The following is a 12,440-nucleotide window of genomic DNA, read 5'->3' as shown; positions in this document are numbered from 1 at the left end:
CGGATCTGCCGCCCGGTCGGATCTGCCGCCCGGTCGGATCTGCCGGGCGGTCGGAGGGACCCACCGACCCACCGAGGCGTCGACGGCATCGACGGCATCGACGGCGTGAGTGCGGACTGCGGCCCGAGCGACGCCAGACAGCCGGCCTGAGTGAATGACAACACCGCGCACGCCGCCGCCCGGCCGAAGCCGTCGCGCTTGCAGTTTGGCCCTGTTCAATGCCGGCAGCGCCGCGCTGCGCAGACGCCCGCGCGCTGTCAGGGAGCGGCGGACCGCCCGGCGGCGGATCCCTCGGCCCGGACCGGCCGTGGCCTCAAACGCTGCGACACTCGAGTCGGTGTTGCGTTTGGTCACGGCGCGACGCGTACCGGAAAAGGGACCTCAGCGTTCGGCCGGACGGGGGGTGATTGTCGGGCGGGGGGCCACCGATCCGGGTTGGCCCGGCGGACCCGCTTCCAGCCAGGACAGGAAGCCGGTCACCGTGGACTCGGCCATGGCGATCTCGAGCTCGTTGCTGCCCGTTGTGCAGAGCAGGATGACCCAGTGGCCCGGCATGGTCAGGCGTTCCGGGCCGGCCGGCAGGCGGCGGCAGCCGACCGAGAGGGTGCGGCGGTTCAGCACGCGTTTCGGGCGGATACCGAAGCTGAACATGCGGTGGAAGCGGAGCTCGTCGTCGACGAACTGACCGATTCCTGAGGACCAGCCGCGGCCCGGGACCATTGTGCTGACCCGGACCTGGAGCCGGATGGTGCCGCCGCCGGCCATGAGCAGCCGGCGGCGGAGGAAGATCGCGAGCAGGACGACGAGCAGCGCGGCGACGCAGATTCCGATGACTCCCAGAACCCGCATCGTCGGCGTCAGTGCGCGTCGGGAGTGGCGGGGGTGGCGCTCTCGGCGAGGACGGTCACGCCGTTCGCGTCGACGGAGAGGAAGCCGCCTGCTACGTCGTAGGTCAGCTGTTCGCCGCCGGCGAGCTTGACTCGCACCTGGGAGGGCTCCTTGAGCAGGCCCAGCAGCGGGGAGTGACCGGGCAGGACGCCGAGCTCGCCCTCGGTGGTGCGGGCGACGACCATTTCTGCGTCGCCGGACCAGACCTTCTCCTCGACGGCGACGAGCTGAACGTGCAGCTGGTTGGCCACGCTGTCTCCCCTTACGAAGTTGCCTCGGTTTTCCGCTGCGGTCGGCTCGGTAAAGCCGGCGGAACCGATTGAGGTGAAGTCTAAACGGCTGGGTGACCTGCCGGTGCCTGGGGTGGCGACCGCCACTGCGGTCGGGCCCCGGGCCGGCGGGTCAGAGCTTCTGCAGGAAGTCCGGGTGGTCGATCAGGAACGTGGAGATCGTGTCGCTCTGCACCGCGGCGAAGAAGTCCTCGGCGCTGGAGTCGAGCGCCTCGCCCTGATATCTGCCGTTCGTGATCAGGCTGCGGCCCGGCAGCTTCACCAGCGTCATGTCGTCGGCGCGCAGGCTCTTGAGGGCCAGACCCCAGTCGACGACCGAGTGGCCGTTGCCGTCGAAGATCAGCGCGTCGCCGGCCGCCTTGAGCACCTTGTCGAGCTTGACCGGGTTGGTCACCACGTTCTTGCTCAGGGCCTGCGAGGCCATCGCCTTGATGAACTGCTGCTGGTGCCGCTGGCGGTCGTAGTCGCTGCGGGGCAGGCCGTAGCGCTGCCGGACGTAGTCCAGCGCCTCCCAGCCCTCCAGGTGGTACGTGCCCTTCTTGTACTGCTTCTGCGGGCCGATGTACGGGTGCTCGCAGTTGTTGCTGGCGCACTCCGGACGGCGCGGGCGCGGCTTGCCGTTCGGCTGGAGGTGTTCCGACTTCACGTTCTGGTCGATGGTCATCGTGACGCCGTCCATCGCGTCGACGATGTCCTTGAAGCCGTTGAAGTTGATGATCGCGCCGGCGTCGAACTTCTTGATGCCGGTCAGCTTGCTCACCGTCTTGGCCAGCAGGTCGAAGCCCTGGGCCACGTCGTGCTTGCCGCCGCCGATCGAGCTGCCGTACGACATCGCGGCGTTGATCTTCGCCGTGCCGCCGCCGAACTTGGTCTTGGCGAACGGCGGGATCTCGACGCGCAGGTCCCGCGGGATCGAGTAGAGGTACGCCGTCTTCAGCCCCTTGGGCACGTGCACGACGATGATCGAGTCGGACAGCGGCGCGGTGCTGTCGTTGCGCGGGTCGATGCCCACGAGCAGGATGTTGAGCGGGCCCTTGATGTCGCTGACCTGCTGCTTGGTGGCACCGGAGGCGGCGTTGCCGAAGAGGTCCTTGGTCTGCACCGCGTTCGCGTAGCGGGCGACGAGCACCTGGCTCGTGACCAGCGCGCCGCCGCTGAGGACCATCAGGACACAGCCGAAGATGGCGCACAGCCGCGCCCACAGGGGGGCACGCCGGCCGCTCTTCGGTTTCGCGCTCTTCGCCACTCGATCCCCAACCATGCCGGTCGATACCAGCCGCGATCAATGGGCTGATCACGGGGCCGCGCCACAAGCAGTGCCAAGAGTATCCGAACAACGGAAGAAAACTTCGCGTCCGCGTACCGTCGCACCCGAGGTCAAACGGACAAAACGGGCACTGATGCGCAAGATGGTGGCCGGCGAGCTCCCGCCCCCACCGATCATGAACCTGATCGACATCTCCGGCATGGAGGTCGAGGAGGGCAGCGTCACGTTCTACCTGGCGCCGCAGGAGTTCCACTACAACCCGCTCGGCACGATGCACGGCGGCGTGCTCTCCACGCTGCTCGACAGCGCCGCCGCGTGCTCGCTGCACTCGACGCTGCCGGCCGGGGTCGGCTACACCTCCCTCGACCTCAACGTGAAGTTCCTGCGCGCGGTCACCGTCGACTCCGGGCAGCTCACCTGCAAGGGCGGTGTGCTGCAGAAGGGCCGCCGGACCGCGCTCACCGAGGCCCGGATCACCGACACCGCGGGACGCCTCATCGCCCACGCCACCTCCAGCTGCATGATCTTCGAGGCGCCCCGCTCCTGATCAGACCGCCAGCAGCCGGCGCACCGACTCGTCGCCGAGCTCACCGGCCGGGCCCGCCCGCACCACCTCGCCCGCGTCCAGGATCACGAACCGGTCGGCCAGCCGCAGGGCCAGCTCCAGATACTGCTCGACCAGCAGGATGGTCAGCCCGGCCGCGTGCAGCTGCCGGATCGCCTCCTCGATCTCGCGCACGATCGACGGCTGGATGCCCTCGGTCGGCTCGTCCAGCAGCAGCATCCGCGGCTCGGTGACCAGCGCCCGGGCGATCGCGAGCTGCTGCTGCTGACCGCCGGAGAGGAAGCCGGCCCGCCGCTTGAGCAGCCCGCGCAGCGCCGGGAACAGGTCGAACGCCTCGTCGACCACCCCGGCCCGGCGGTTGCCCGCGGTCTCCCGCGCCACCTGGAGGTTCTCCGCGACGGTCAGCTGCGGAAACGTCTCGTGGCCCTGGGGCACGTAGCCGAGCCCGAGCCGTACCCGCTCGTGCACCTTGAGCCTGGTCAGCTCCCGGCCGTCGAAACGCACCGCACCCGAGCGGACCGGCAGCACCCCCATGATCGCCTTCAGCAGGGTGGTCTTGCCGACACCGTTGCGGCCCATCAGGCACACCAGCGACCCGGCCGGCGCGGTCAGCGAGACCCCGAAGAGCACCTGCGCCCGGCCGTACGACACCTGCAGGTCCTCGACCTCCAGCACGTCACGCCACCTCCTTGTCGAGCTCGTCACGGGACCGTCCGAGATAGACCTCCTGCACCCGCGGATCGGCCTGCACCTCGGCGACCGTGCCCTCGCACAGCAGCCGGCCCTCGTGCAGCACCGTCACCGTGCTGGCGAAGCGGCGCAGGAAATCCATGTCGTGCTCGACCACCAGGACGGTGTGGTCGCGGGCCACGGACTGCAGCAGCTCGCCCGTACGCTCGCGCTCGGTGCGGCTCATACCCGCGACCGGCTCGTCGAGCAGCAGCAGCCGGGGCCGCTGCACGACGAGCATGCCGATCTCGAGCCACTGCCGCTGGCCGTGCGAGAGCACCCCGGCCGGGCGGTCCGCCAGCGCGCCCAGCCCGATGGTGTCCAGCGCCGAGGCGACATCGTCGGAGACGCCGTGCCGCCGGCGCAGCAGGGTCGGCAACCGGCGCCGGAAACCCGCCGCCAGGTCCAGGTTGTCGACGACGCTGAGCTCCTCGAACACCACGGACGTCTGGAAGGTACGGCCGACGCCCGCGCGCACGACCTGATACTCGCGGCGGCCCACGAGCTCCTGCCCGGCGAAACTGACCGAGCCGGTCGCCGGTCGGGTCAGCCCGGTGACGACGTCGATCAGGGTGGTCTTGCCGGCCCCGTTGGGCCCGATGAGGAACCGCAGCTCGCCGGCGTCGAGGGAGAAGTCCAGGTCGGTGATCGCGTGGAAGCCGGAGAAGACGACATTCAGGCCGCGTACCTCGAGAAGTTTGCTCATGCCCGTACCTCCTCGAGAACCGGCGGGGCCGGCGCCGCCGGACGGCGTCGGGCCGCGACCACGTCGCGCAGCTGGCCGGCCAGGCCGGCCAGGCCGCGGGGAGCCCAGAGCATGACCGCCACGAAGAGCGCGCCCTGCACGTAGAGCCAGCTGTCCGGCCACTGCTCGCTGAAGATCGTCTTGCCGTAGTGGAACAGCAGGGCGCCGCCGACCGCGCCGGCGAGCGAGTACCGCCCGCCGATCGCCACCCCGATGAGCAGCTCCAGCGACGCGACCACGCCCAGGTTGGCCGGGGTGAGCAGGCCGACCACCGGGACGAAGAGCGCGCCGGCGATGCCGGCCAGCCCGGCCGAGACCGCGAAGGCGAAGGTCTTGACCAGCGCCGGGTCGTAGCCGAGGAAGCGCACCCGGTCCTCGCCGTCGCGGATCGCCACCAGCAGCTGCCCGTAGCGGCTGCGGGCCAGCTGCCGGACGACCAGATAGGACAGTCCCAGCACGACCACGATGGCGAAGTAGAGGATCCGGCGGTCGGCGTCGTCGTAGAGGTCCAGGCCGAAGAAGAGCTGGAAGTTGGTCAGGCCGTTGGTGCCGCCGGTCAGGCCCTGCTGGCCGACCAGCAGGATGACGAACGCCGCCGCCAATGCCTGCGACAGCACGGCGAAGTACGCGCCCCGCACCCGTTGCCGGAAGACCAGCAGCCCCAGCAGCAGCGCCACGGTCACCGGCAGCACGACCACCATCACGAGCGCGAAGACGGGGTTGGCGAACGGCTTCCAGAGCAGCGGCAACTGCTCGACGCCACTCCACGACATGAAGTCGGGCAGCTGCCCCGGCCCGGCCTCGACGAGCTTGAGGTGCATGCCCATCGCGTATCCGCCGAGCCCGAAGAACACGCCCTGGCCCAGGGTCAGCATGCCGCCGCGGCCCCAGGCCAGCGCGATGCCGAGCGCGACGATCGCATAGCAGAGGTACTTGGCCAGCAGGTCCAGCCGGAACGGGCTGAACACCAGCGGCGCGGCGATCAGCATCGTGGCGATCAGGGCGAAGGCGATCCGGTTTCTCATGTCAGCGCCCTCGATCGCAGGACGAACATGCCCTGGGGCCGGAACTGCAGGAACGCGATGATCACGGCGAACACCACCACCTTGGCGAAGCTGGCCCCGTTGGCCGTCCAGAACTCGACGAAGCTGTTCAGCACGCCCAGCGCGAACGCGGCGATCACCGCACCGCGCAGCTGACCCAGCCCGCCGGCCACCACGACCAGGAACGCGTCCACGATGTACCCGCTGCCCAGCGTCGGGCCGACCGGGCCGATCAGGGTCAGCGCGACCCCGGCCACCCCGGCCAGCCCGGACCCGATGAAGAAGGTGGCCTGGTCGACCCGCCCGGTCGCGACCCCGCTCACCGCGGCCAGCTGCCTGTTCTGCATCACAGCCCGCATCCGCCGGCCCTGCCGCAGCTTGCTCAGGTACAGCGAGATCGCCACCACGCAACCGATCGCCAGCACCAGGATGAACACCCGGTTGTACGGGATCCGTACGCCTGCGTCGATTCCGCCGGTGAGCCAGCCCGGGGCGGTGACCTGCACGTTGGGCGCCCCGAAGATGTCCCGTGCGACCTGCTGCAGGATCAGGCTGATGCCCCAGGTGAGCAACAGCGTGTCCAGCGGGCGGCCGTAGAAGCGCCGGATGAACAACCGTTCCAGGATCAGCCCGAGCACCCCGCCGACGGCGAAAGCGACGGGCAGCGCCACCAGCACGGCCTGCTCACCGGCCAGCGGCTGCAGGACGTACGCGGTGTACGCACCGGCCATGATGAACTCGCCGTGCGCCATGTTGATGACGCCCATCTGGCCGAACGTGAAGGTCAGGCCCAGCGAGGCGAGCAGCAGCACCGCGCCGATGCTCGCCCCGATGACCAACTGGTTCAGGGTTCCCATGGCTCGCTCAGGACGCCAGTCCGGCGGCCCACGGATAGCCCTTGAGGTAGGGATCCGGCTTCACGGGCTCACCGGAGTTCCACACCTCCTTGATCTGGCCGTCCGGCTGGATCAGGCCGATCCGGGCGGTCTTGTAGACGTGCTGGGTCTCGCCGTCGATGGTCACCTTGCCCTCGGGCAGGTCCAGCGAGATCCCGCCGGCCGCCTTCTTGACCGCCTCGACGTCGGTGCTGCCGGCCTTGGCGGCTGCCGCGGCCCACAACTTGACCGCGTTGTAACCGGCCTCCATCGGGTCGGAGGTCACCTTGGTGGCGCCGTACTTCGCCTTGTAGTTCTTGACGAACTCGGTGTTCGTGGCGCCCTCGGTGGTCTGGTAGTAGTTCCACGCCACCAGGTGACCGGCGATGTTGGCCGGGCCGATGCCGCCGACCTCCTCCTCGGCGACGCTGACACTCACCGTCGGCATGGTCTTGTCGGTGAAGCCGGCGCTGCGCAACTGCTTGAAGAAGGCGACGTTGCTGTCGCCGTTGAGGGTGTTGAAGACGACGTCGGGCTTGGCCTGGCCGAGCTTGTTGACGATGGTCGAGTATTCGGTGTTGCCCAGCGGGGTGTACTCCTCGCCGGCCACGGTCATGCCGTTCGCGGCCGCGTACGCCTTGATGATCTTGTTGGCGGTGCGCGGGAAGACGTAGTCGCTGCCGACCAGGAAGACCGACTTCTTGCCCTGCTGCTTGAGATAGTCCAGGGCGGGCACGATCTGCTGGTTGGTGGTCGCGCCGGTGTAGAAGATGTACGGCGAACTCTCCAGCCCCTCGTACTGCACCGGATACCAGAGCAGGGCCTTGTTGCGTTCGAAGACCGGCAGCATCGCCTTGCGGCTGGCCGAGGTCCAGCCCCCGAAGGTGGTGGCGACCTTGTCCTCGTTGATCAGCTTCTGGGCCTTCTCGGCGAACGTGGGCCAGTCCGAGGCACCGTCCTCGACGACCGGTTCGAGCTTCTTGCCGAGTACGCCGCCGGCCGCGTTGACCTCCTCGATGGCCAGCAGCTCGGAGTCGCGGACCGTCACCTCGCTGATGGCCATCGTGCCGCTGAGGGAGTGCAGGACGCCGACCTTGATGGTGTCGCCGGAGGAGCTGCCGCTCGCCGACGGATCGTCGGCGCAGCCGGCCACCGCCAGAGTCGTGGACAGGAAAAGGATGGAGAGAGTCTTGGTCCACTTCGTAGATGACATGGGGACTTGTCCCTTCGCCCGCGGGGGGTGGTGCCCCGAAAGCTAGGAACAGCTCATTTCACCCAACGTATTGACACATGTCGAATAAGTTAACGTGACCTCACAGGCCACATAGGATCTTCGGCGCTAGGCTGACGCGGTGCTCAGCGGAATCCTGGTACCCGGCGGCATCGGCATCGTCCAGACCACCCTGCTGGACCTCGGCTGGGAGGCGCTGAACGACCGGCAGGCCCGCATCGAGCAGGTCACCTGGACGATGCCCGAGGGGCTGATGGAGGTCGGGCCGGAGCCGTTCGTCCGCGCCTGCGTCGCCGCGGCCCTGCACCGGCTGGTCCAGCGCGACCCCGACGCCCGGCCGGTGCTGATCGCGAAGTCGCTGGGCACCCACGCCGCGACCCTGGCCGCCGACCTGGAACTGCCGGCGATCTGGCTGACCCCGCTGCTGACCGTCCCGCCCCTGGTGGACGCGATCACCCGCAACCCGGCGCCGCAGCTGCTCATCGGCGGCACCGCGGACCCGTGGTGGGTCCCGGAGGCCGCCCGCTCGACCGGCCAGCAGGTGCTGACCATCCGGGACGCCAACCATTCCTTGCGCGCGCCCGGGACCCTGCGGGACTTCGCCGAGACGCTGGGCGTCATCGGCACCGCGATCGAGGACTTCCTGGACGCGCGCTGACGCCGGCTTTCGCCGGTGGGCTCAGCTGCCGGAGACGACCGGGGTCAGGTCCTCGGCCGGCGGCTGCCACGTGGACGCGTCGGCCTCGACCTGGTCACCCGAGCGGATGTCCTTGATCGTGTCGGCCGCGCCGTCGGCTCCGGGGAACCACACGTACGGGATGCCCCGCCGCTCGGCGAACCGGATCTGCTTGCCGAACTTGGCCGCCGACGGCGCCACCTCGGTGCTGATCCCCCGGCTGCGCAGCGCCCGGGCGATCCGGTCGCAGGCCGGGCGCAGCTCCTCGGCCGGCAACGCGACCACGACGCAGGTCGGCACCGACCGCGAGACGCCCAGCGCGCTCCGGCCGAAGAGCAGCCCGAGCATCCGGGAGACGCCGATGGAGATGCCGACGCCCGGGAAACGCTCGTTGCCCGCGGTCGCCAGATTCTCGTAACGGCCGCCCGAGCAGATCGAGCCGAACCGCTCGTAGCCGCGCAGCTGCGTCTCGTAGACCGTGCCCGTGTAGTAATCGAGGCCGCGGGCGATCTTCAGCTCCGCGCGGATCAGGCCCGGCGCGTGCTCGGTGCCCGCGTCGACGACCCGGACCAGCTCCTCGAGGCCCTCGTCCAGCAACGCGTTGTCCACGCCGAGCGCCCGCACCGCGTCCACGAAGGAGGAGTCCTCCGCCGAGATCGACGCCAGCTCCAGGCAGGCCTTGGCCTGGGCGTCGGTGGCCCCGGCGGTCTCGACCAGCAGGGCCGCCACCTTCTCCGGGCCGATCTTGTCGAGCTTGTCGACGGTGCGCAGCACCTGATCCGGGTCCTCGAGGCCCAGGCCCCGGTAGAAGCCCTCACACACCTTGCGGTTGTTGACCAGGATCGTGGCCGGCGGGATCGGCAACGACGCGAACGCGTCCCCGATCACCAGCGGCATCTCGGTGTCGTAGTGGAACGGCAGGTTGTCACGGTCGACCACGTCGATGTCGGCCTGCAGGAACTCCCGGTAACGGCCCTCCTGCGGGCGCTCACCCCGCCACACCTTCTGGATCTGATAGCGGCGGAACGGGAACTGCAGCTTGCCGCTGTTCTCCAGCACGAAGCGGGCGAACGGCACGGTCAGGTCGAAGTGCAGGCCGAGGGAGTCGTCGGACGGCGCGCCGGGATCCTCCTGGAGGCGGCGCAGGACGTACACCTCCTTGGAGGTCTCCCCCTTGCGCAGCAACTGGTCCAGCGGCTCGACGGCGCGGGTCTCCAGCGGCGCGAAGCCGTACAGCTCGAAGGTCGCGCGGATCCGCTCGACCACACTCTGCTCGATCATCCGCTGCGCGGGCAGCCACTCCGGGAAGCCGGAGATGGGCGTGGGCTTGCTCATGGTGCTTCTCCTAGCGAAAGTCTCAGAGGCCCCGGCCGGGCGCGGTGGTCAGCTCCCGCAGGTACGGGTTCGCCACGCGCTCGCGGCCGATGGTGGTTTCCGGTCCGTGGCCGGGCAGCACGACGGTGTCGTCGGCCAGCGGCAGGATCTTGTCCCGCAGGCTGGCCAGCATCGTCTCCGTGCTGCCGCCCGGCAGGTCGGTGCGGCCGATCGAACCGGCGAAGAGCACGTCACCGGAGAGGCAGACCTGGTCCGCCTCCCACTGCGAGCCCGCGCCGGGCAGCCGGAAGAGCACCGACCCGCCGGTATGGCCGGGCGCATGGTCGACGGTGATCTCCAGCCCGGCCAGGCTCAGCGTGGCCCCGTCGGTCAGCTCCGCGACGTCCTCGGGCTCGGTGTACGACAGCCGGCCGCCGAACAACGCGGTCAGATCCATGCTCAGGCCCTTGGCCGGGTCGGCGAGCATCTCCCGGTCGGCGGGATGCACGTACGCCGTGATGCCGCGCGCACCGCAGACCGGCGCGACGGAGAACGTGTGGTCCAGGTGGCCGTGGGTCAGCAGCACCGCGGCCGGGTGCAGCCGGTGCTGGGCCAGCACCTCGTCGAGACGGTCGAGTACGCCGATGCCCGGATCGACCACCAGGCACTGCTCGCCCGGGCCGGCGGCCACGACGTAACAGTTGGTGCCGAAGGCGTCGGCCGGAAAGCCGGTGACGAGCACTGGGCACCCCTCTCTCGCGGTCGGATTCGCCGGTCAAGCCTAGCGGGACACACCGTACGCACCGTGACGGAACCTCGCACACCACATTCCCAGCGGTTACCCGTACACTCTTGCGGGCGTGTGGCGTGGCGCACTCGACAAGAGTTTAAGGAAGGGGAGCACTCGGTGGCTTCCAGCAAGGACCGGGCGCGGAAACTGGCGCGGGAGAAGCTCGATCGGCAGCTCGCACGCCGGGCGGGCAGGCAGCGCCGGCGGCGGCAGATCCAGGCCGGGCTCGGTGCGGCACTGGCGCTCGTCCTGATCGTGGGCGGAGTCGCGTGGCTCGGCGGCGCCTTCGACGGCGACGACCCGGTCGACCCGACCGCTTCCGAGGTGTGCGCGTGGACGCCGCAGAACGCCGAGTCGAACCCCGACCTCAAGGACGTCGGTGAGCCGCCGACCAGCGGCATCCCCACCGCGGGCACCCGGCCGATGACGATCACGACCGACAAGGGCGCGCCGATCGTCGTCACCCTCGACCTGGCCGCCGCGCCGTGCACCAGCGCGAGCCTGAGCTACCTGGCCGGCAAGCAGTTCTTCGACAACACCACCTGCCACGAGATCACCGCCGAGGGCGCGATCCACTGCGGGGACCCGAAGGGCACGGGCCAGGGCGGTCCGACGTACACGGTCTACAACGAGAACACGCCGACGGCCCCCGCTCCGGCGCCCAGCGCGTCGGCCGCGCCCGCGCCGCAGGAGCCGCTCTACCCCAAGGGCACCGTGGCGATGATCGGCAACCCGCCGGGCGCCAACGGCAGCCAGTTCCTGATCTTCTTCAAGGATTTCACCCCGAAGACGGAACCGCAGTATCCGATCGTCGGAAAGGTCACCGGCGGGCTGGACACGGTCGCCAAGATCGGCAAGATCGCCACCGTGGCGAACAGCGCGGGCGACAAGGTCACCCCGAAGGACAAGATCACCGTACAGAGCATCACCGTCGGCGAGCCCAGCGCAGAGCCCGCCGCCACCGACCCCTCGGCCGCCCCCTCGGCGTCCAGCCAGTCCTGAGCTTTCCGGACCAGAATCGTCGCAACATATCCCCTCACCGCACCGAGGCATACAGGAGGAACACCGTGTCGTCGATCAAGGACCGGCAGCGCGCGGCGGCGCGGGCCCGGCTGGAGAAGGAGATGGCCGAGCGGGCCACTGCCGCGCGCAAGCGCCGGCAGCGGCAGGCCATCATCGGATCGGCCCTCGCGGTCGTCGTGATCGCGGGCGCCGCGGTGTGGATCGTCGCCGCGCTCGGCAACGACGACGACAAGAAGTCGACCGACGCGGCCGCCCCACCCCCCGGCACCGTGGCCTGCTCATGGATCCCGGAGGACGGCAGCACGGGCAGCAAGGTCAAGGACGTCGGCACCCCGCCGTCGAACGCCCCGAACGTCGGCAAGTCCACCCTGACCATGGACACCAACCTCGGCGCGATCACGGCGTCGGTGGACCTGAGCAAGGCGCCCTGCACGGGTGAGGCGTTCACGTTCCTGGCCGGCAAGAAGTTCTGGGACAACACCAAGTGCCACCGCCTCACGACGGCGGGCATCAAGGTGCTCCAGTGCGGCGACCCGACGGCGACCGGCAAGGGCTGGCGCGAGAGCGACGGCTCCGGCGGGCCCAGCTTCCGCTACGCGGAGGAGAACCTCCCGACGAACGCGAAGCCGGCGTACCCGAAGGGCACGATCGCGATGGCGAAGACGTCCGCGCCGAGCTCGACGGGCAGCCAGTACTTCATCGTGTACGAAGACACCGACCTGCCGCCGGACTACACGGTCCTGGGCACGATCACCAAGGGGCTCGACATCGTCGAGTCGGTTGCCAAGGCTGGTAGTGACAACGCCAATGGTCAGGGGGATGGGCATCCCAAGAAGGAGATCACCATCAAGACTCTGACCATGGCTGCGGGCTGATCTTCTCGTTTTCCCGGAAAGGCGGATCCCTGTTTTTGTGGGGGTCCGTCTTTCTGCTTTTCTGCCGGGTTTGGGCTTGGGGGCGGGGATTGACCCCGCAGATGGGCGCGCATGTGTAATTCGGGGGCC

General features: G+C 69.5%; 14 protein-coding genes. 4 read left to right on the top strand and 10 right to left on the bottom strand.

What is annotated here, in order from left to right; all coding sequences use genetic code 11:
• Positions 1 to 381 precede the first annotated feature (381 nt).
• From AB0C29_RS14315 to AB0C29_RS14305, 3 genes are all read right to left on the bottom strand, one after another.
• The gene (locus AB0C29_RS14315; RefSeq protein WP_360820088.1) at positions 382 to 849 is read right to left on the bottom strand and encodes a DUF2550 domain-containing protein; all 468 of its coding nucleotides are present in this window, start codon (positions 847 to 849) and stop codon (positions 382 to 384) included.
• 8 nt (positions 850 to 857) lie between these two features.
• Entirely contained in the window at positions 858 to 1,139 is a 282-nt protein-coding gene (locus AB0C29_RS14310) for a F0F1 ATP synthase subunit epsilon (protein WP_360820085.1), read from the bottom strand.
• Positions 1,140 to 1,290: 151 nt separating this feature from the next.
• Positions 1,291 to 2,439 (bottom strand): LCP family protein, encoded by a 1,149-nt coding sequence (locus AB0C29_RS14305; protein ID WP_360820083.1) that lies wholly within the window; start codon positions 2,437 to 2,439, stop codon positions 1,291 to 1,293.
• 139 nt (positions 2,440 to 2,578) lie between these two features.
• Between AB0C29_RS14305 and AB0C29_RS14300 the strand changes: the two genes are divergently transcribed.
• Complete coding sequence (locus AB0C29_RS14300) at positions 2,579 to 2,992, top strand: PaaI family thioesterase (protein ID WP_360820080.1); 414 nt, start codon at positions 2,579 to 2,581, stop codon at positions 2,990 to 2,992.
• Here the strand turns inward: AB0C29_RS14300 and urtE are convergent, their stop codons facing one another.
• From urtE to urtA, 5 genes are read right to left on the bottom strand one after another with little or no spacing between them, the layout of a single operon-like run.
• Positions 2,993 to 3,685, bottom strand: a complete 693-nt coding sequence (urtE, locus tag AB0C29_RS14295) for an urea ABC transporter ATP-binding subunit UrtE (protein ID WP_360820076.1) — start codon at positions 3,683 to 3,685, stop codon at positions 2,993 to 2,995. It abuts the gene before it with no gap.
• Between the two features lies 1 nt (position 3,686).
• Positions 3,687 to 4,445 (bottom strand): urea ABC transporter ATP-binding protein UrtD, encoded by a 759-nt coding sequence (urtD, locus tag AB0C29_RS14290; protein WP_360820073.1) that lies wholly within the window; start codon positions 4,443 to 4,445, stop codon positions 3,687 to 3,689.
• Complete coding sequence (gene urtC / locus AB0C29_RS14285; RefSeq protein ID WP_360820070.1) at positions 4,442 to 5,509, bottom strand: urea ABC transporter permease subunit UrtC; 1,068 nt, start codon at positions 5,507 to 5,509, stop codon at positions 4,442 to 4,444. The genes urtD and urtC overlap by 4 nt, the downstream gene beginning before the upstream one ends.
• Complete coding sequence (urtB, locus tag AB0C29_RS14280; RefSeq protein ID WP_360820067.1) at positions 5,506 to 6,384, bottom strand: urea ABC transporter permease subunit UrtB; 879 nt, start codon at positions 6,382 to 6,384, stop codon at positions 5,506 to 5,508. Before urtB ends, urtC begins: the two co-directional genes overlap by 4 nt.
• A gap of 7 nt (positions 6,385 to 6,391) precedes the next feature.
• Positions 6,392 to 7,615, bottom strand: coding sequence for an urea ABC transporter substrate-binding protein (gene urtA, locus AB0C29_RS14275; RefSeq protein WP_360820064.1), 1,224 nt, complete (start codon positions 7,613 to 7,615; stop codon positions 6,392 to 6,394).
• Between the two features lie 139 nt (positions 7,616 to 7,754).
• Between urtA and AB0C29_RS14270 the strand changes: the two genes are divergently transcribed.
• Positions 7,755 to 8,291 (top strand): alpha/beta hydrolase, encoded by a 537-nt coding sequence (locus AB0C29_RS14270; protein ID WP_360820061.1) that lies wholly within the window; start codon positions 7,755 to 7,757, stop codon positions 8,289 to 8,291.
• Positions 8,292 to 8,312: 21 nt separating this feature from the next.
• Here AB0C29_RS14270 and hisS read toward each other — a convergent pair whose 3' ends face one another.
• Complete coding sequence (hisS, locus tag AB0C29_RS14265) at positions 8,313 to 9,644, bottom strand: histidine--tRNA ligase (protein WP_360820058.1); 1,332 nt, start codon at positions 9,642 to 9,644, stop codon at positions 8,313 to 8,315.
• Between the two features lie 22 nt (positions 9,645 to 9,666).
• Positions 9,667 to 10,365 carry an MBL fold metallo-hydrolase gene (locus AB0C29_RS14260; protein ID WP_360820054.1) on the bottom strand — a complete coding sequence of 233 codons (699 nt, stop codon included), beginning with the start codon at positions 10,363 to 10,365 and terminating at the stop codon, positions 9,667 to 9,669.
• Between the two features lie 165 nt (positions 10,366 to 10,530).
• Here AB0C29_RS14260 and AB0C29_RS14255 point away from each other — a divergent pair, with 165 nt between their 5' ends.
• Together AB0C29_RS14255 and AB0C29_RS14250 are read left to right on the top strand one after the other, a co-directional pair.
• Positions 10,531 to 11,415 carry a peptidylprolyl isomerase gene (locus AB0C29_RS14255; protein WP_360820051.1) on the top strand — a complete coding sequence of 295 codons (885 nt, stop codon included), beginning with the start codon at positions 10,531 to 10,533 and terminating at the stop codon, positions 11,413 to 11,415.
• A gap of 65 nt (positions 11,416 to 11,480) precedes the next feature.
• On the top strand, positions 11,481 to 12,311 hold the full coding sequence (locus AB0C29_RS14250) for a peptidylprolyl isomerase (RefSeq protein ID WP_360820048.1): 831 nt from the start codon (positions 11,481 to 11,483) through the stop codon (positions 12,309 to 12,311).
• Positions 12,312 to 12,440 lie beyond the last annotated feature (129 nt).

Origin of the sequence: Actinoplanes sp. NPDC048791 (genome assembly GCF_040650095.1) — a bacterium.
Classification (GTDB): domain Bacteria; phylum Actinomycetota; class Actinomycetes; order Mycobacteriales; family Micromonosporaceae; genus Actinoplanes.
The sequence above is the reverse complement of the archived record's forward strand: the minus strand, read 5'-3'. Positions and strand labels throughout refer to the sequence as shown.